This window comes from Pseudomonas arcuscaelestis, assembly GCF_016881005.1.
Classification (GTDB): domain Bacteria; phylum Pseudomonadota; class Gammaproteobacteria; order Pseudomonadales; family Pseudomonadaceae; genus Aquipseudomonas; species Aquipseudomonas arcuscaelestis.
The window spans coordinates 86778-104740 of record NZ_JACOPV010000005.1; the positions used below are offsets into that span (position 1 = coordinate 86778).

The 17963-nt window shown below is 58.8% G+C and carries 19 protein-coding genes and 1 tRNA gene; 17 read left to right on the forward strand and 3 right to left on the reverse strand.

Going from position 1 to position 17963, the window contains the following annotated elements:
* Nucleotides 1-23 precede the first annotated feature (23 nt).
* The 12 genes from H8F21_RS08905 (at nucleotide 24) to H8F21_RS08960 (ending at nucleotide 9783) form a co-directional block, all read left to right on the forward strand.
* Entirely contained in the window at nucleotides 24-551 is a 528-nt protein-coding gene (locus H8F21_RS08905) for a YceD family protein (RefSeq protein ID WP_136475178.1), read from the forward strand.
* 13 nt (nucleotides 552-564) lie between these two features.
* The gene (gene rpmF, locus H8F21_RS08910; RefSeq protein ID WP_010223221.1) at nucleotides 565-747 is read left to right on the forward strand and encodes a 50S ribosomal protein L32; all 183 of its coding nucleotides are present in this window, start codon (nucleotides 565-567) and stop codon (nucleotides 745-747) included.
* Nucleotides 748-750: 3 nt separating this feature from the next.
* Nucleotides 751-1761, forward strand: coding sequence for a phosphate acyltransferase PlsX (plsX, locus tag H8F21_RS08915; RefSeq protein WP_136475179.1), 1011 nt, complete (start codon nucleotides 751-753; stop codon nucleotides 1759-1761).
* Nucleotides 1762-1890: 129 nt separating this feature from the next.
* Nucleotides 1891-2829 (forward strand): ACP S-malonyltransferase, encoded by a 939-nt coding sequence (fabD, locus tag H8F21_RS08920; RefSeq protein ID WP_203584246.1) that lies wholly within the window; start codon nucleotides 1891-1893, stop codon nucleotides 2827-2829.
* Nucleotides 2830-2845: 16 nt separating this feature from the next.
* Complete coding sequence (gene fabG, locus H8F21_RS08925; protein ID WP_203479158.1) at nucleotides 2846-3586, forward strand: 3-oxoacyl-ACP reductase FabG; 741 nt, start codon at nucleotides 2846-2848, stop codon at nucleotides 3584-3586.
* A gap of 195 nt (nucleotides 3587-3781) precedes the next feature.
* Nucleotides 3782-4018: an acyl carrier protein gene (gene acpP, locus H8F21_RS08930; protein WP_003175607.1), complete on the forward strand. Its 237-nt coding sequence runs from the start codon at nucleotides 3782-3784 to the stop codon at nucleotides 4016-4018.
* 104 nt (nucleotides 4019-4122) lie between these two features.
* Nucleotides 4123-5367 (forward strand): beta-ketoacyl-ACP synthase II, encoded by a 1245-nt coding sequence (gene fabF / locus H8F21_RS08935; RefSeq protein ID WP_203479157.1) that lies wholly within the window; start codon nucleotides 4123-4125, stop codon nucleotides 5365-5367.
* The gene (pabC, locus tag H8F21_RS08940) at nucleotides 5367-6182 is read left to right on the forward strand and encodes an aminodeoxychorismate lyase (RefSeq protein WP_203584247.1); all 816 of its coding nucleotides are present in this window, start codon (nucleotides 5367-5369) and stop codon (nucleotides 6180-6182) included. Before fabF ends, pabC begins: the two co-directional genes overlap by 1 nt.
* A gap of 3 nt (nucleotides 6183-6185) precedes the next feature.
* The gene (mltG, locus tag H8F21_RS08945; RefSeq protein WP_203542923.1) at nucleotides 6186-7328 is read left to right on the forward strand and encodes an endolytic transglycosylase MltG; all 1143 of its coding nucleotides are present in this window, start codon (nucleotides 6186-6188) and stop codon (nucleotides 7326-7328) included.
* Between the two features lie 19 nt (nucleotides 7329-7347).
* A complete protein-coding gene (gene tmk, locus H8F21_RS08950; RefSeq protein WP_203584248.1) occupies nucleotides 7348-7980 on the forward strand; it encodes a dTMP kinase in 633 nt (210 codons plus the stop codon).
* Nucleotides 7973-8959 (forward strand): DNA polymerase III subunit delta', encoded by a 987-nt coding sequence (locus H8F21_RS08955; protein WP_203479153.1) that lies wholly within the window; start codon nucleotides 7973-7975, stop codon nucleotides 8957-8959. The genes tmk and H8F21_RS08955 overlap by 8 nt, the downstream gene beginning before the upstream one ends.
* Nucleotides 8960-9000: 41 nt before the next feature.
* Nucleotides 9001-9783, forward strand: a complete 783-nt coding sequence (locus tag H8F21_RS08960) for a TatD family hydrolase (protein WP_203479152.1) — start codon at nucleotides 9001-9003, stop codon at nucleotides 9781-9783.
* A 235-nt stretch (nucleotides 9784-10018) separates the two neighbouring features.
* On the opposite strand, the gene H8F21_RS08965 is transcribed toward H8F21_RS08960, so the two are convergent.
* Complete coding sequence (locus H8F21_RS08965) at nucleotides 10019-11152, reverse strand: aminotransferase class V-fold PLP-dependent enzyme (protein ID WP_203584249.1); 1134 nt, start codon at nucleotides 11150-11152, stop codon at nucleotides 10019-10021.
* Between the two features lie 72 nt (nucleotides 11153-11224).
* On the opposite strand from H8F21_RS08965, the gene H8F21_RS08970 reads away from it, so the two are divergent.
* The 4 genes from H8F21_RS08970 (at nucleotide 11225) to H8F21_RS08985 (ending at nucleotide 14203) form a co-directional block, all read left to right on the forward strand.
* Nucleotides 11225-11863 carry a TetR/AcrR family transcriptional regulator gene (locus tag H8F21_RS08970; RefSeq protein WP_136475189.1) on the forward strand — a complete coding sequence of 213 codons (639 nt, stop codon included), beginning with the start codon at nucleotides 11225-11227 and terminating at the stop codon, nucleotides 11861-11863.
* Nucleotides 11864-11991: 128 nt separating this feature from the next.
* Complete coding sequence (locus H8F21_RS08975) at nucleotides 11992-12960, forward strand: GTP 3',8-cyclase MoaA (RefSeq protein WP_203542920.1); 969 nt, start codon at nucleotides 11992-11994, stop codon at nucleotides 12958-12960.
* A gap of 66 nt (nucleotides 12961-13026) precedes the next feature.
* Nucleotides 13027-13632, forward strand: coding sequence for a DUF4823 domain-containing protein (locus H8F21_RS08980; RefSeq protein ID WP_203479149.1), 606 nt, complete (start codon nucleotides 13027-13029; stop codon nucleotides 13630-13632).
* 10 nt (nucleotides 13633-13642) lie between these two features.
* Nucleotides 13643-14203, forward strand: coding sequence for a DUF1285 domain-containing protein (locus H8F21_RS08985; protein WP_203479148.1), 561 nt, complete (start codon nucleotides 13643-13645; stop codon nucleotides 14201-14203).
* Between the two features lie 90 nt (nucleotides 14204-14293).
* Here the strand turns inward: H8F21_RS08985 and H8F21_RS08990 are convergent.
* Together H8F21_RS08990 and H8F21_RS08995 are read right to left on the reverse strand one after the other, a co-directional pair.
* Nucleotides 14294-14369 (reverse strand) — tRNA-Asn (locus tag H8F21_RS08990).
* Between the two features lie 61 nt (nucleotides 14370-14430).
* Entirely contained in the window at nucleotides 14431-15618 is a 1188-nt protein-coding gene (locus tag H8F21_RS08995; protein ID WP_203584250.1) for an amino acid aminotransferase, read from the reverse strand.
* A 308-nt stretch (nucleotides 15619-15926) separates the two neighbouring features.
* Here H8F21_RS08995 and uvrB point away from each other — a divergent pair, with 308 nt between their 5' ends.
* Entirely contained in the window at nucleotides 15927-17942 is a 2016-nt protein-coding gene (gene uvrB / locus H8F21_RS09000; protein WP_203584251.1) for an excinuclease ABC subunit UvrB, read from the forward strand.
* Nucleotides 17943-17963 lie beyond the last annotated feature (21 nt).

A 17963-nucleotide genomic window follows, 5' to 3' on the forward strand; every position in this document is an offset into this window, starting at 1 on the left:
GTCATCCCTAGAATGCTGCGCCTATGTTGAATGACCCGATTCCACCTCACGTTGACCCGCGCAAATTGGCCGATCGTGGTGTTTCTCTCGAAGGAACGCTGCAGCTCGCCGATTTGGAGAGACTCTGCGACCCGCTTTCCGACAATGTCGGTACGGTGCAGGCTAAATTCGATTTTGAGCGAGACGAGCAGAAGGCTGTGGTTATCCACACCGAACTGAGCGTCGAGGTCAAAATGGTTTGCCAGCGTTGTCTTGAGCTGGTCACCCTGCCGATCCACAGCGAAAGTACTTACGCTGTGGTGAAGGAGGGTGCGAATACCCAGTCGTTGCCGAAAGGTTATGACGTGCTGGAACTGGGCGAAGATCCTTTGGATCTGCAGGCCTTGGTCGAGGAAGAGCTTTTGCTTGCCTTGCCCATCGTGCCTGCTCATCATCCGGAAGAATGCCAGCAGCCGGCGGGCGCCGATGAGCCCGAACCGAGCAAGGACGAGGTAACACGGTCCAACCCGTTCAGTGTATTGGCGCAGTTAAAGCGTGACCCAAACGTTTAGGAGTTAATCAATTATGGCTGTTCAGCAGAACAAAAAATCCCGCTCTGCCCGTGACATGCGTCGTTCGCACGATGCTCTCTCGGAAAACGCTCTGTCCGTAGAGAAAACCACTGGTGAAGTACACCTGCGTCACCACGTATCGCCAGAAGGCGTATACCGTGGTCGTAAAGTGATCGACAAGGGCGCTGACGAGTAATCCTTGTCCGCTCAGATCATCGCGATTGACGCAATGGGCGGGGACTTCGGTCCCCGCAGCATTGTTCAGGCAAGTATTGCTTGTCTATCTGCTACTCCCTCGCTACACCTGACCCTCGTCGGTCAACCCTCTCTCCTTGAAGATCTCATAGCTGGCCAGTCGGCAGCGGATCGCGCGCGCCTGCAGATAGTTGCAGCTAGCGAAGTGATCGGCATGGACGAGCGGCCGTCCCAGGCTTTGCGCGGAAAACCAGATTCGTCCATGCGTGTGGCGTTGGAATTATTGCGTGATGGCAAGGTTCAGGCCTGCGTCAGTGCAGGTAACACGGGTGCGCTGATGGCGCTGTCGCGTTACGTGCTCAAGACCCTCCCAGGTATCGATCGCCCGGCCATGGTCGCGGCCATTCCTACGCAGACGGGCTACTGTCAGTTGCTCGACCTGGGTGCCAATGTTGATTGCAGTGCGGACAATCTCTTTCAGTTTGCTGTCATGGGCTCCGTGGCTGCGCAGGCTTTGGGTATTTCCCGGCCGCGTGTGGCGTTGCTCAATGTCGGCACCGAGGACATCAAGGGTAATCAGCAGGTCAAGCTCGCCGCCAGCATGTTGCAGAATGCTCGGGGCCTTAACTACATAGGCTTTGTCGAAGGTGATGGCCTGTACCGCGGTGAAGCGGATGTAGTGGTCTGCGACGGATTCGTTGGCAACATCCTGCTCAAGTCCAGTGAAGGTCTGGCAACGATGATCGCTTCGCGCATTGAGGCCTTGTTCAAGGGAGGTATCGGCGCGCGTCTCGCCGGGGCTGTGGCAATGCCCCTGCTCAAGCGCCTGCAGGCCGACCTGGCGCCGGCGCGACATAATGGCGCAAGCTTTCTGGGGTTGCAGGGCATCGTTATAAAGAGCCATGGTTCTGCAGGTGTGCAGGGCTTTCAGAGTGCCATTCAGCGTGCTCTGATCGAGATTCAGGAGAACCTTCCGCAGCGTCTGCATGGCCGTCTGGAAGACTTGTTGCTTTAGGCATATGGCTCTGGAAGTGGTTAAATGTGACCGCTTGGTCTTCGTTACCATCCAAGTTTTCAGTTTCTTGCGCTCAGTTTATTGCTGGGTGCTTAATTTCCGACGACAAGATCACTAGGGGCTTGTTCAATGTCTGCATCCCTCGCATTCGTCTTTCCCGGTCAAGGTTCGCAGTCCCTCGGTATGCTTGCCGAGCTGGGCGCCCAGTATCCGCTGGTCATTGATACCTTCCGCGAGGCCTCCGAGGCTCTGGGCTATGACCTCTGGGCGCTGACCCAGACCGGCCCGGAAGAGCAACTCAACCAAACCGACAAAACCCAGCCGGCCATTCTTACTGCTTCCATTGCGCTGTGGCGTTTGTGGTTGGCTGAAGGTGGTGCGCGCCCTGCTTTCGTTTCCGGCCACAGCCTGGGCGAGTACAGCGCTCTGGTTGCTGCTGGCAGCCTGAGCCTTGGCGACGCCGTGAAGCTGGTCAAGCGCCGTGGCGAGCTCATGCAGGAGGCCGTTCCGGCCGGGCAGGGTGCCATGGCTGCGATTCTCGGCCTGGACGACGCTGGCGTCGTCGCCATCTGTGCCGAAGCGGCTCAGGGCGAAGTGGTCAGCGCAGTCAACTTCAACTCGCCGGGGCAGGTGGTAATTGCCGGGGCCAAGGCAGCAGTCGAACGCGCCATGGAAGCGTGCAAGGCCAAGGGCGCCAAGCGTGCACTGCCATTGCCGGTGAGCGTTCCATCACACTGCGAGCTGATGCGCCCGGCTGCCGAGCGTTTCGCCGAGAGCGTCAACGCCATTGACTGGCAGGTCCCGCAAATTCCTGTTGTACAGAACGTTAGCGCCGCCGTAGCTGCCGATCTCGATACGCTCAAGCGTGACCTGCTGGAGCAACTGTACAAGCCGGTGCGTTGGGTCGAGTGTGTGCAGACCTTGGCCGCCAACGGTGCGGTACAGCTGGTCGAGTGCGGCCCAGGCAAGGTCCTGGCTGGCCTGAACAAGCGTTGCGCCGACGGCGTGACCACCTACAACCTCAACACCCCGGATGCTGTCGCCGCCACTCGCGCGGCGCTGGCCTGATTTAGGAGAAGCTTGCATGAGCCTGCAAGGTAAAGTTGCCCTGGTTACCGGCGCCAGCCGTGGTATTGGCCAGGCTATCGCCCTGGAACTGGGCCGTCTTGGCGCTACCGTAATCGGTACTGCCACCTCCGCATCGGGCGCCGAGCGCATCGCTGCGACCCTTAAGGAACACGGTATCACCGGTACCGGCCTGGAATTGAACGTGACCAGCGATGAGTCGGTTACCGCTACCCTGGCCAAGATCCAGGAGCAGTTCGGTGCCCCGGCCATTTTGGTCAACAACGCCGGTATCACTCGCGACAACTTGATGATGCGGATGAAGGATGACGAGTGGTTCGATGTCATCGACACCAACCTCAACAGCCTCTACCGTCTGTCCAAGGGCGTCCTGCGCGGCATGACCAAGGCGCGCTGGGGTCGTATCATCAGCATCGGTTCGGTAGTGGGTGCCATGGGTAACGCCGGGCAGGTAAACTACGCGGCAGCCAAGGCTGGTCTGGAAGGTTTCAGCCGTGCGCTGGCCCGCGAAGTGGGCTCGCGCTCGATTACAGTGAACTCGGTGACCCCCGGTTTCATTGACACCGACATGACCCGTGAACTGCCGGAAGCTCAGCGCGAAGCGCTGCAGACTCAGATCCCCCTGGGGCGTCTGGGCCAGGCTCAGGAGATCGCCAATGTGGTGGCTTTCCTGGCTTCTGAAGGCGCAGGCTACGTGACTGGCGCGACCATTCCGGTCAACGGCGGCATGTACATGTAAATCTAATGTGACGGATTGCTTCAAAAAAATGTCATACGAGCTGTCTAAAATCCGTTATAAAGCTGCAACCAGATTCTAGTCGGTTGGCAGGTGTGGTCTGGCGAGGCGTGTTGCGCTTGAAAAGCAGACGTCTTTCTATACACTTACACACCGGCCAGCCGCCTGACATATGTCCATTAGGAGTGAAAACAAGGTATGAGCACCATCGAAGAACGCGTCAAGAAAATCGTCGCCGAGCAACTGGGCGTTAAAGAAGAAGAAGTTGTGAACACCGCTTCTTTCGTTGAAGATCTGGGTGCCGATTCCCTTGACACCGTTGAGCTGGTGATGGCTCTGGAAGAGGAATTCGAGACCGAAATCCCTGACGAAGAAGCTGAGAAGATCACTACTGTTCAAGCTGCTATCGACTACGTCACCAGCCACCAGGCTTAAGACGTTGTAGTCGTCGCTTCTTGTCATGGAAAAACCGCACTGCCTTCGCCGGCGTGCGGTTTTTTCTTTACAAGAGATGAAGTCAATTGAATAAGGAGAGTGCTGTGTCGCGTAGACGCGTCGTGGTCACCGGTATGGGTATGCTGTCGCCACTGGGCACGGATGTGCCGAGCAGTTGGCAGGGCATTCTGGCTGGCCGCAGTGGCATAGGTCTGATTGAACATACGGACCTGACTGCCTACTCCACCCGTTTTGGCGGCTCGGTAAAGGGCTTCGAGGTTGAGCAGTACCTGTCGGTCAAGGAAGCCCGCAAGCTCGATCTGTTCATACAGTACGGCCTGGCAGCCGGTTTTCAGGCAGTGCGCAACGCCGGCCTGGAAGTAACCGACGCCAACCGTGAGCGCATTGGCGTAGCCATGGGCTCAGGTATCGGTGGCCTGACCAATATCGAAGAAACCAGCCGGACTCTGCACGAGCAAGGCCCTCGGCGCATTTCGCCGTTCTTCGTGCCGGGTTCGATCATCAACATGATTTCCGGTTTCCTGTCGATCCACCTGGGTGTACAGGGACCTAACTACGCCATTTCAACGGCCTGCACCACGGGTACCCACTGTATCGGTATGGCGGCGCGCAACATCGCTTTCGGTGAAGCCGACGTGATGATTGCCGGCGGCGCGGAAATGGCGGCCTGCGGTCTGGGCATGGGCGGCTTTGGTGCCTCGCGTGCGCTGTCGACCCGCAATGACGACCCGACGCGCGCAAGCCGTCCGTGGGACAAGGGCCGGGATGGTTTTGTCCTCGCCGACGGTGCTGGTGCGCTGGTGCTTGAAGAGCTTGAGCACGCCAAGGCGCGTGGGGCAACCATCTATGCCGAGCTGGTTGGTTTTGGCATGAGTGGTGACGCCTATCACATGACATCACCGCCAGAAGATGGCAGCGGTGCGGCGCGTTGCATGGTCAACGCTCTGCGAGATGCACGCCTGAACCCTGATCAGGTGAACTACGTCAACGCTCATGGTACCTCCACGCCAGCCGGTGACCTGGCTGAGTCGTCGGCACTCAAGACGGTGTTTGGCGATCATGCCTACAAGTTGGCCGTCAGCTCGACCAAGTCGATGACTGGCCACCTGCTGGGCGCGGCCGGTGCCGTAGAGGCGATTTTCAGTGTGCTGTCGATCAATGGACAGGTGGCGCCGCCGACGATCAACCTCGATGAGCCGGACGCCGGTTGTGATCTGGATTTCGTGCCGCATGAGGCGCGTAACATGCCGATTGATATCGTGCTATCCAACTCCTTCGGTTTTGGCGGTACCAATGGCTCGCTGGTGTTCCGCCGGTTCGCCGATTGATGTACAGCTGGATCGATGGTCTGCCGGCAGATGCAGTCAATCTGCAAAGTCGTGCGTTGGCCTACGGCGATGGTCTGTTCGAGACCATTGCCGTCAGGGCCGGGCGGCCATCGTTGCTCGACCATCATCTTCAACGTCTCGCGCTGGGTTGCCAGCGCTTGGCAATCAACGCCGATCACGCGCTGATTCGCGAAGAGTTGAGCCGCTATGCCAGCTTGCTCGGTGATGGCGTGCTCAAATTCATACTCGTTCGTGGTGACAGCCAGCGCGGCTACGCGCCTGCTGCGGGTGCGCCACCACGACGCATCCTCCAGGGTAGTCCGCTACCCACATACCCTGCCCAGCATACCGAGCAGGGCGTTCGACTGTTTGCCTGTACCACCCGTCTTGCCGAGCAACCGCTTTTGGCCGGCCTCAAGCATCTCAATCGCCTCGAGCAGGTGCTGGCACGTGCCGAGTGGCAAGGTGCCGAGTACGCCGAAGGCTTGATGCGCGACATTTCCGGGCGGCTGGTGGAAGGGGTCTACAGCAATCTTTTCCTGGTCCGTAATGGTGAGCTGCTGACGCCTGACTTGAGCCGCTGTGGCGTGGCGGGAGTGATGCGCGGCGCATTGCTTGAGCAGGCTGCATTGGCCGCTATCCCGGTACGTATTACCGATCTGTCCCTGCAGGACCTGGAGCAGGCTGATGAGGTTTTTCTCTGCAACAGCGTCTATGGGGTCTGGCCTGTGTGTGCATTTGTATCGCTGAACTGGTCGCCAGGTCCGCTCACCCGTAAACTGCAGGCCATTGCCCGTACGCTACTGGATAAATGATTCGTGAGACGTAAATTCTTGGTGCTGCTGGAGACCGGATTGATCCTGGCAGGCCTGGTCCTGGGTTTTTCAGCCTGGAAAGTGAACTCGGCGCTTGAGCAGACCCTGCACGTCAGTCAGGAGCAACTGCTTGACGTGCCCACCGGTACCAACCCCAATCGCATGTTCTACCGCATGGAAAGCCAAGGCCTGCTGGATGACGCCTTCTGGCTGCGCCTGTACTGGCGATTCAATATGGCTGGGGTACCGTTGCATACCGGCGAGTACCGCATGACGCCAGGCATGACCGTGCGCGACCTATTCGAGGTCTGGCGTCGTGGCGATGTGGTGCAGTACAGCCTGACCTTGGTCGAGGGCTGGAACTTCCGCCAGGTGCGCTCGGCGCTGGCCAAGCACGAAAAAATAAAGCAGACCCTCGACGGCCTCAGCGATGCCGAGGTGATGGATAAGCTCGGTCATCCCGGGGTTTTTCCGGAAGGGCGCTTTTTTCCTGACACCTATCGCTTTGTTCGGGGCATGTCCGACGTAGAGTTCCTCCAGCAGGCCTATGCGCGGCTCGATGAAGTATTGGCCAAGGAGTGGGCTGAGCGGGCCGCCGACTTACCCTATCGTGATCCTTACCAGGCGTTGATCATGGCTTCGCTGGTAGAGAAGGAAACCGGCGTGCCGCAGGAGCGCGGCCAAATAGCCGGGGTGTTCGTGCGCCGCATGCGTCTGGGCATGCTGCTGCAAACAGACCCGACGGTAATCTACGGCATGGGCGAGCGCTACAATGGCAAGATTACCCGTGCCGATCTGCGCCAGCCGACGCCTTACAACACCTACACCAATGCCGGCCTGCCGCCGACGCCGATCGCCATGGTCGGTCGTGAAGCAATCCATGCGGCATTGAATCCGGCGCCGGGCACCAGCCTGTACTTTGTCGCCCGTGGCGATGGTAGCCATGTTTTCTCCGACGACCTCGATGCGCACAATTCGGCGGTTCGCGAGTACCAGATCAAGCGTCGTGCTGATTACCGTTCCAGCCCGGCACCTGTGATCGAATCCGAGCCTGAGGTCGAACCACAGACCCAGGAACCCACTGAGGCCAATCCTGAGCCGGAGCCTGAACCATCGGCGCCTGCCCGTGAGACCTCACCGCAATGATCAATCGTAAGGACTGCCTGTGACCGGCTTGTTTATCACCCTGGAAGGTCCCGAAGGGGCAGGCAAAAGCACCAATCGCGAGTACCTGGCCGAGCACCTGCGTGCCCAGGGCCTGGATGTAGTGCTGACCCGTGAGCCGGGCGGTACGCCGCTGGCCGAGCGGATTCGCGAATTACTGCTGGCCCCTAGCGACGAAAAAATGGATGCCGACACCGAGCTGCTTCTGGTGTTTGCCGCCCGTGCCCAGCATTTGGCAGAAGTGATTCGTCCGGCCTTGGCGCGTGGTGCCATCGTTCTCTGTGATCGCTTCACTGATGCGACCTACGCCTACCAGGGCGGTGGTCGTGGCTTGTCGCTAGAGCGTATCGCCACGCTTGAGAACTTTGTTCAAGGTGCACTGCGCCCCGACTTGACCCTGGTGTTCGATCTGCCGGTGGAAATCGGTCTCTCCAGGGCGGCGGCCCGTGGTCGTCTGGATCGCTTCGAACAGGAAGGCCAGGCTTTCTTCGAGGCTGTGCGTCAGGCCTATCTGGCGCGCGCCAAGGCAACCCCGCAACAGTACAAGCTGATTGATGCCGCGCAGTCACTGGTTCAGGTGCAGCAGGCGCTTGATGCCTTGATGCCGCAGATTCTGGAACGTTGCCGTGGCTGAGGCCTACCCTTGGCAGCAGGCCCTGTGGCAGCAACTGGCTGGGCGAACCCAGCATGCTCACGCCTATCTGTTGCATGGCCCGCAAGGCATTGGCAAGCGGGCCCTGGCCGAGCGCCTGATGGCGCTGTTGCTGTGTCAGCGACCTGCCGGCCTGGAGGCTTGCGGGCAGTGCAAGTCGTGCCTGTTGCTCGCAGCCGGCAGCCATCCGGACAACTATGTGCTGCAGCCCGAGGAGGCTGACAAGCCCATCAAGGTCGATCAGGTGCGTGACCTGGTGTCCTTTGTGGTTCAGACCGCGCAGTTGGGTGGGCGCAAGGTGGTGTTGATCGAGCCGGTCGAGGCGATGAACATCAATGCTGCCAACGCCTTGCTCAAGAGCCTGGAAGAGCCGTCAGGCAATACCATTTTGCTTCTGGTCAGCCACCAGCCCAGCCGATTGCTGCCAACCATCAAGAGCCGTTGCGTGCAGCAGGCCTGCCCGTTGCCGGATGCCACGCAAAGTCTGGCGTGGCTGAACACGGCATTGCCCGAGTGTGATGAGCAGGAACGCCTTGAGTTGCTAAGCCTGGCTGCAGGCTCGCCCCTGGCTGCGGTCAGTTTGCAGGCGCAGGGTGTGCGAGAGCAGCGTGCGCTGGTGGTTGAAGGCGTGAAGAAGTTGCTCAAGCAGCAACAATCCCCCAGTCAGCTGGCCGAAGCCTGGAGCAGCATTCCGTTGTTGCAACTGTTCGACTGGTTCTGTGACTGGTCCAACCTGGTTCTGCGCTATCAGTTGACCGAGGACGAGGAAGGTTTAGGCTTGAATGACATGCGCAAGGTGGTTCAGTACCTGGCGCAGAAGAGTGGCCAGAGCAAGGTTCTGGACATTCAGGACTGGATCCTTGCCCAGCGTCAGAAAGTCATGGCCAAGGCCAACCTCAATCGCGTGCTTTTGCTTGAGGCGTTACTGGCGTCCTGGGCCATGTTGCCCGGCCAGCGTTGAGCGGCACCGCCCCTTAATTTTTTCAGTGTTGTGATACGTCCATGCTTGTAGATTCCCATTGCCACCTCGATCGTCTCGATCTGACTGCCCATCAAGGCTCGCTTGATGCGGCCCTGGATGCTGCCCGTGCTTGCGGCGTCGGCCACTTTTTGTGCATCGGCGTCAGTGCCGACAACGCCCAGGCGGTCAAGGACCTGAGCGAGCGCTACAGCGACGTGGATTGCTCTGTGGGTATTCATCCCCTGGACTTGACGCCGGATGGCGCGCCGCCGCTCGACTGGCTGCTCAAGGAGCTGGAACACCCCCATGTAGTGGCCATCGGCGAAACCGGGTTGGACTATCACTATGAGCCTGAAGCTGCCCAGGTTCAGCAGGACTCGTTTCGCTTGCACCTGCAGGCCGCGCAGGTGACCGGCAAGCCAGTCATCATTCATACCCGCGCAGCACGCGCAGATACCCTGACCCTGCTGCGTGAGGCGGATCTGAGCCAGGCGGGCGTCCTGCATTGCTTTACCGAAGACTGGGATATGGCCAAGGCTGCACTGGATCTGGGCTATTATATCTCGTTGTCCGGCATCGTCACCTTCCGCAACGCCGATGCCTTGCGCGATGTCGCCCGCCAGGTGCCGGCCGATCGCCTGTTGGTGGAAACCGACTCACCCTATCTGGCGCCTATTCCCTATCGCGGCAAGGCAAACCTTCCGCAATATGTGCGCGAAGTGGCGGAGTTCGTGGCGATGGTGCGCGGTGAGCGCTATGAGCAGTTGGCTGAGCAGACCACAGCGAACTTCAAACGCTTGTTCCCGCTGGCGCGGGTGAGCTGAGCGGGTGGCAAGGCTGAACGACAGGCAAAAAAAACCCGGGTTCTGGGGGGTGAATCCGGGTTAAGACCATTAGGAGTAAAACAAAGGTACGCGGTCCCTGAGCACCTTTATCGGCGCGCCACTTGGGGGGATGCGCCACGCCAACACCTGAAGTATTGGTCAGGATTGGCGGGCTGCCAGCGGCGCTTGCTCGTTTTTTAAACAGATTTGGAATACGCCCAGGGCTGCTGATCGCTCATCGCTCTGCAATCTGGCGCACGATTCGCAAAGTTTCGTCGATTATCTGTTTGGTGGTGTAGAAATGCGGGGAAAAGCGCACGCCAGGCCCGCGAGTGATGCACACCACCTGTTCCTGTTTGAGTTGCTGATAAACCTGGGCGTTATCCTTTCCGGCAATGCTGAACGACACAATGCCGGAGCGGCGTTGTGGGTCTTCCGGGCTGTGCAAGCGTACGCCGGGTATGGCAGTCAGTCCTTCGTACAGCCATTGCACCCGTTCAGCCACGAGCGCGGACACCTGCTGCATGCCGATCTCTTCCAGCAGCGACAGACTGGCATCCAGGGCGGCGGCACCGAGCATGTTCGGGCTGCCGCATTCGAAGCGGCGGGCGCTGTGAGCCGGCTCCCAGTCACTGCGGGTGTAATCACCCATGTGCTCCAGCATGTGCCAGCCGTACTCGCTCAGCTTGAGCTGGGGGCGAATTTCCTCGCGGCAATAGAACACCCCAAGTCCTTCAGGACCAAGCATCCATTTGTGACCATCGGCCATGGCAAAGTCGCATTGATAAGCCTGGACGTCGAAGGGCAGGGCACCCAGCTGCTGGATGGCATCAATACAGAACAGCACATTGCGCGCACGGCACCCTTGGCCAAGCCGGACCAGGTCCAGGCGCAGGCCGCTGGCAAATTGCACCGCGCTGATGGCCAGCAAGCGTACCCGGCCGCTGCATGCGGCAAGCAGGTCGGCCTCCGGGTCATGTCCCTTGAGGCTTACCTGGAGAACTTGCACGCCCTGGTCGGCCAAGGCTTCCCAGACGATGCGATTGGAGGGGAATTCTTCATCGCTGATGACGATCTGGTCGCCTGCCTGCCACGCTAGACCGAAGGCCACGAACGAGAGCGCCTCGGAAGTGTTCTTGACCAGGGCGATGTCGTCGCTCGAGGGTGCATTGGTCAGGCGCATCAAGCGCGCTCGCAGACGTTGCTCCATAGCCATCCAGTCGGGGTAGTCCCTGGCACCGAGGAAAACGTTTTCGTCAGCGAAGCGTGAGACCGCATGGCTGGCCCTTTTTGGCCAAGGTGCGACGGCGGCATGATTCAGGTATCGAAGGCCTGGAGCCTGTTCAAACTCATCAAGAAACATAGACATGGTTGGATGATCCGTGCATTTTGGCGCAAGTTAGGCATAATAACCGGCTTCGATTTTGATCCAGTCCTTCTTATGCAGAAAGAACCTCGTAAGGTCCGTGAGTTTCGTCGCCGTGAGCAAGAAATTCTCGATACCGCGCTCAAGCTGTTTCTCGAACAGGGTGAAGACAGTGTCACCGTCGAGATGATCGCTGACGCAGTCGGTATCGGCAAAGGCACGATCTACAAGCATTTCAAATCCAAGGCGGAGATATACCTGCGCCTGATGCTCGACTATGAGCGCGATTTGAACGAACTGTTGCACTCTGCCGATGTTGATCGCGACAAGGAAGCCCTGTCGCGTGCCTACTTTGAATTCCGTATGCGCGATCCGCAGCGCTATCGGTTGTTCGATCGTCTCGAAGAAAAGGTGGTCAAGGGCAATCAGGTGCCTGAGATGGTCGAGGAGTTGCACAAGATTCGTGCCTCCAACTTCGAGCGCCTGACCTTGCTGATCAAGGGGCGTATCAGCGAGGGCAAGCTCGAAGACGTACCGCCGTACTTCCACTACTGCGCCGCCTGGGCGCTGGTACATGGCGCCGTAGCGCTTTATCACTCGCCGTTCTGGAGCAATGTTCTGGAAGATCAGGAAGGCTTCTTCCAGTTCCTGATGGACATCGGTGTGCGCATGGGTAACAAGCGCAAGCGCGACCCGGATCCTGCTGGCAACTGACGCCTTGTTTCGGGCGCAAACCCGCGTGCGATGAGGCTTGAGGCCTATACTCTTGCAAGAGGCTTGCAAAAACCTGATTTTTGAGTCAGGTTTTGCAGGCCCGATTCATCCATGCCGGAGTCACCTCAATGATCGTCGATCGCCAAGGCAGGCGTTTTCGCAACTTGCGTGTCAGCCTGACTGCTGCCTGCAATTATGCCTGCACCTATTGCGTACCCGACGGCAAGCGTCTGGTGGCGGCTCAGGACGAGTTATCTGCCCAGGCCATGGCCCGGGGTGTTGCCTATCTGATCGAAGCAGCCGGTATCGAGCGTTTGCGCGTCACCGGTGGCGAACCGCTGGTCAGCCCAAAACTTGAATCCTTCCTGACCTCGGTCGCAGGTTTGGGCCTGGATGAAATCAGTTTGACCACCAATGGTCAGTTGCTCTCGCGCAAGTTGCCGCTGTTGCGAGAGGTTGGCATTGGGCGCTTGAATGTTTCCCTCGATACGCTCGATCCCGACGCGTTTCGCCGTATCGCTCGCGGCGGAGACCTCGCAACGGTACTCGATGGCATGCAGCAGGCCAGTGCAGCGGGGATGAAAATCAAGGTCAACATGGTGCCATTGCGCGGGCAGAACTTCGATCAGGTTGTGCCGCTGCTGGATTACTGCCTTGACCGCGGTTACGAGTTGCGCTTCATCGAGTTGATGCGCATGGGACATTTGGCTCGCGACGGTAATGCTTTTCTGCAGCAATTTGTCGGCCTTGATCACTTGCTGCAGCTCATTGCCGAGCGCTATGAATACCTGCAGGCCAATGCACCGGTCGATGCCACTGCATTGCGCTATCAGATTCCCGGGCGCGGCTATTTTGGCGTCATCGCCAACGAAAGCGTGCCTTTCTGTCGCACCTGCTCGCGCTTGCGCCTGTCTTCCACGGGCTGGTTACATGGCTGCCTCTCCTCGAGCAATCGCCACTATGTCGGCGACCTGCTCGATAAACCGCGCCATCAGGCGTTACCGGCCCTGCAAGGGTTGCTGCTCAAGGCCCTGGGTGACAAGCAGGCGCTGGCGTTTTCCGGTGGAGCGACGGTGATGAAAATCATCGGCGGCTAAGACTGGCGCAAAAGCTGCATCTGTCGGCCATTCGCCGGTTTTCCGTCACCGGCCATTGGAGGATAGATGCGTAGCCTGGTTTTGCTGCTCGCGCTCATGGCGCTGGGCGGCTGCATGAATGTCAGCGATATGGGCGAGGGCGTCCGTTATCACATGAGCGATGCTGGTTTGCTTGATCATAGCGATACCCGTCGCTCGCTGTCGGTACGCCTGCAGCCTGATTCATTCATCTACATTGGCCAGGGTGCTTTCGTCCCGCCCGGCAAGGGCCCCTATCCACGGCCCAACGTAGTGGCCGAGGAGGCATTCAAGGGCTTTATCGAATACTTCCCCATGGTCCGTCGCGCCCAGGGCCCTCTGGGGCTGGAGCAGGCCTTGGTTGAGGCGCGCGGGGTAGGTGCCCATTACTTGCTTTATGCCCGCTTCGCGCGCACTGACGATCGCATCGGCAATGGCGACGAGTGGTACGACGAACAAGCGGTCGACCGCCTGGGTGTGGATACCGGTGTGGTGCAGTTAATGTTGATTGAGACCAGTACCCGATACCTGATCGATACCACGCGCATCAACACGCGTGGCGGATTGCTGACGTTCCATGACAACAAGCCAGAAGATTTGCTCGGTCCACCCCTTGAGGATTACGCTCGTAGCCTTTTAGGCATGAGTCGTTGAGGAGCAGGTGATGACGGATACCGGTAAGGCCATTGATCTACTGGCTCAGATTCCAAAGGACGAAAGGGGTTTGCCGCCGGTGCATCTGTGGAATCCGGACTTCTGTGGCGATATTGATATGCGCATCGCCCGAGACGGCACCTGGTATTACCTAGGTACGCCGATCGGGCGCAAGCCGATGGTCAAGCTGTTCTCCACCATTATCCGCCGTGATGGCGATGACTACTTTCTGGTCACGCCAGTGGAGAAGGTTGGCATCAAGGTCGATGACGTGCCCTTTGTGGCGGTGGCCCTGGATGTGCAAGGTTCGGGAGAGCAGCAGGTACTGAAGTTCACCAGCAATGTTGAAGATCAGGTAGAGGCAGGCCCTGAGCACCCGTTGCGCTTTGAGATCGATGCGCAAACCCAGGAGCCGTCGCCTTATGTGCACATGCGCCAGAATCTGGAAGCGTTGATTCATCGCAACGTGTTTTATCAGTTGGTGGAACTGGCTGTGCCGAAGCAGATCGACGGGCAGGAATGGCTGGGGGTATGGAGTGCTGGGCAGTTTTACCCCATTGGCCGTAGCTGATGCCACGAGCAGGGCGGGATCATGAGCGTGAGCCTGCCCAAAACGAAAAAACCCCCAGTGCTTAGCGCAACTGGAGGTTTTTCAAGTGTTTGGCTCCGCGACCAGGACTCGAACCTGGGACCCAATGATTAACAGTCATTTGCTCTACCGACTGAGCTATCGCGGAATCTGTGGCGTATCTTACTGATTGCTAAGGGGAAGTCAAGCCTCCCCTTGGCAATTGACGCTTACAGAACTTCGATGATCGCGTTGGTCACGACTTCGATGTTGTTCTGATTGAGCGAAGCAACACAGATTCGGCCGGTATCCAATGCGTAGATGCCGAACTCGTTCTTCAGGCGGGCGACTTGCTCAACGCTAAGGCCCGAGTAGGAGAACATACCGCGCTGACGACCGACGAAGCTGAAGTCGGCCTTGGCGCTGAGCAGATCGACCATCTGGTTGCGCATGCCGCGAATACGCTGGCGCATTTCGCCCAACTCGGTTTCCCACATGTCGCGCAGCTCGGGGCTGTTGAGCACGGCTGCAACAATGCTGGCGCCGTGAGTCGGTGGGTTGGAGTAGTTGGTGCGGATAACGCGTTTGACTTGCGACAGCACGCGGGTGCTTTCTTCTTTCGAGTCGGTGACGATGGACAGGGCACCGACACGTTCGCCGTACAGCGAGAACGACTTCGAGAACGAGCTGGAGACGAAGAAATTCAGCCCTGACTCGGCAAACAGGCGTACTGCAGCGGCGTCTTCGGCAATACCGTCACCAAAGCCCTGATAGGCCATGTCCAGGAATGGAATGTGGCCTTTGGCTTTGACTACGTCCAGAACGTTGTTCCAGTCGTCTGCACTGAGGTCGACGCCGGTCGGGTTGTGGCAGCAGGCGTGTAGCACAATGATCGAGCCCGACGGCAGGGCGTTCAGGTCTTCGAGCATACCGCTGCGGTTGACGTCGTGCGTGGCGGCGTCGTAGTAGCGATAGTTCTGCACCGGGAAACCGGCGGTTTCGAACAGGGCGCGATGGTTTTCCCAGCTTGGGTCGCTGATTGCAACGACGGCGTTGGGCGACAGCTGCTTGAGGAAGTCGGCACCAATTTTCAGTGCGCCGGTGCCGCCGACAGCTTGAGTGGTGATAACCCGGCCTGCGGCCAACAGCGGCGACTCTGCGCCGAACAGTAGCTTCTGCACGGCCTGGTCATAAGCGACGATGCCATCGATCGGCAAGTAACCGCGGGAAGCGTGCTGCGCAGCACGCTGGGTTTCGGCTTCGATCACTGCGCGCAGCAGTGGGATACGCCCTTCTTCGTTGCAGTACACACCAACACCCAAGTTGACCTTGTTGCTACGGGGATCGGCGTTGAAAGCTTCGTTGAGGCCCAGAATGGGGTCGCGTGGTGCCAGCTCGACAGCGGAAAACAGGCTCATTATTACCTTGGCTCTGAATGGAGAGTGATAGGGGTCGCACGCTCCAGTCGGATGCACTAGAGCGGTGCACAAACGGGGAGTCAGTATAGTGATACCCACCGGTCACGGCGACAGCTTGTCGCAGCTTTTACTGTTGTTTCGCAGAATATTTTTCGACCGTTAGTCGAATTGACCGGTCCATAATCAGAAATACCCATGACATTGCGTTGAAACTGGCGCTCAGGGCCACTATTTGGGTATAAGTACTGTTTATAAACACAGGTGTCCGCGCCTGCGGTGAATACGTCGCGATAACACAGAGGTTTGTCATGTCCGAGTTCCAGCTCGTTACCCGTTTCCAGCCGGCAGGCGACCAGCCTGAAGCCATTCGCTTGATGGTCGAGGGTATCGAGGCAGGCCTTGCACACCAGACGCTGCTCGGGGTGACCGGTTCGGGCAAGACGTTCAGTATTGCCAACGTCATTGCTCACGTGCAGCGACCAACCCTGGTGCTGGCGCCGAACAAGACCCTCGCGGCGCAGTTGTACGGCGAGTTCAAGGCATTTTTCCCAAACAATGCCGTGGAATACTTCGTTTCCTACTATGACTACTACCAGCCCGAAGCCTATGTGCCTTCCTCGGACACCTTCATCGAGAAAGATGCCTCGATAAACGATCACATCGAACAAATGCGTCTTTCGGCGACCAAGGCGCTGCTGGAACGTCGTGATGCGATCATCGTTACCACGGTGTCCTGTATTTATGGCTTGGGCAGCCCGGAAACCTACCTGAAGATGGTCTTGCACGTTGATCGCGGTGACAAACTCGATCAGCGCGCCTTACTACGCCGTCTGGCCGACTTGCAGTACACCCGCAACGAAATGGACTTTGCCCGCGCGACCTTCCGGGTGCGTGGTGATGTGATCGATATCTTCCCGGCTGAATCGGACCTGGAAGCCATCCGCATCGAACTGTTCGATGATGAGGTCGAGAATATTGCAGCGTTCGACCCGCTGACCGGTGAAGTAATCCGCAAGTTGCCGCGCTTCACCTTCTATCCCAAGAGCCACTACGTAACCCCGCGGGAAACCTTGCTCGAAGCAGTCGAGGGCATCAAGGAGGAGCTGCAGCAACGCCTTGAGTATCTGCACAAGGCCAATAAGCTGGTCGAGGCTCAGCGTCTGGAGCAGCGTACCCGTTTCGATCTGGAAATGATCCTTGAGCTTGGTTACTGCAACGGCATCGAAAACTACTCGCGCTATCTCTCCGGTCGTCCGGCTGGAGCGCCACCGCCCACGCTCTACGATTACTTGCCCGCCGATTCGCTGCTGGTCATTGACGAGTCCCACGTCAGCGTTCCGCAGGTAGGGGCGATGTACAAAGGTGACCGTTCGCGTAAAGAAACCCTGGTGGAGTATGGCTTCCGCTTGCCGTCGGCGCTGGATAACCGGCCGATGCGTTTCGACGAGTGGGAAAGCGTAAGTCCGCAGACCATTTTCGTTTCTGCGACCCCGGGGCCTTATGAGGCTGAGCATGCCGGTCGGGTAGTGGAGCAAGTGGTGCGTCCGACCGGCCTGGTCGATCCCCAGATCGAGGTGCGCCCGGCAATTACTCAGGTCGATGACCTGCTTTCGGAGATCCGTAAACGCGTGGCGGTGGAGGAGCGGGTGCTGGTGACCACCCTGACTAAACGCATGGCCGAAGACCTGACGGATTACCTTGCCGATCACGACGTCCGCGTGCGCTACCTGCACTCGGACATCGACACCGTTGAGCGCGTCGAGATTATTCGCGATCTGCGCTTGGGTACGTTCGACGTGCTGGTCGGCATCAACCTGTTGCGCGAGGGCCTGGATATGCCCGAGGTGTCGCTGGTGGCAGTGCTGGACGCCGACAAGGAGGGCTTCCTGCGCTCCGAACGCTCCCTGATCCAGACGATTGGCCGTGCGGCGCGTAACCTCAATGGCCGGGCGATTCTCTACGCCGACAGAATGACAGGTTCCATGGAGCGGGCGATTGGCGAAACCGAGCGCCGTCGTGACAAGCAGATTGCCTTCAACGAAGCCAATGGCATCGTACCCAAGGGCGTGGTCAAGGATGTCACCGACATCATGGAAGGCGCCAGCGTGCCAGGTTCGCGCAGCAAGAAGCGCAAAGGCATGGCCAAGGCGGCCGAAGAGAGTGCGCGCTACGAGGCCGAACTGCGTACCCCTGGCGAGATTGCCAAGCGAATCAAGGCGCTGGAAGAGAAAATGTATCAGTTGGCGCGCGACCTGGAGTTCGAGGCCGCAGCGCAAATGCGCGACGAGATCGCCGCGCTGCGCGAGCGCATGATCACAGCATGACGGCGTTATCGCGGGGCTAGC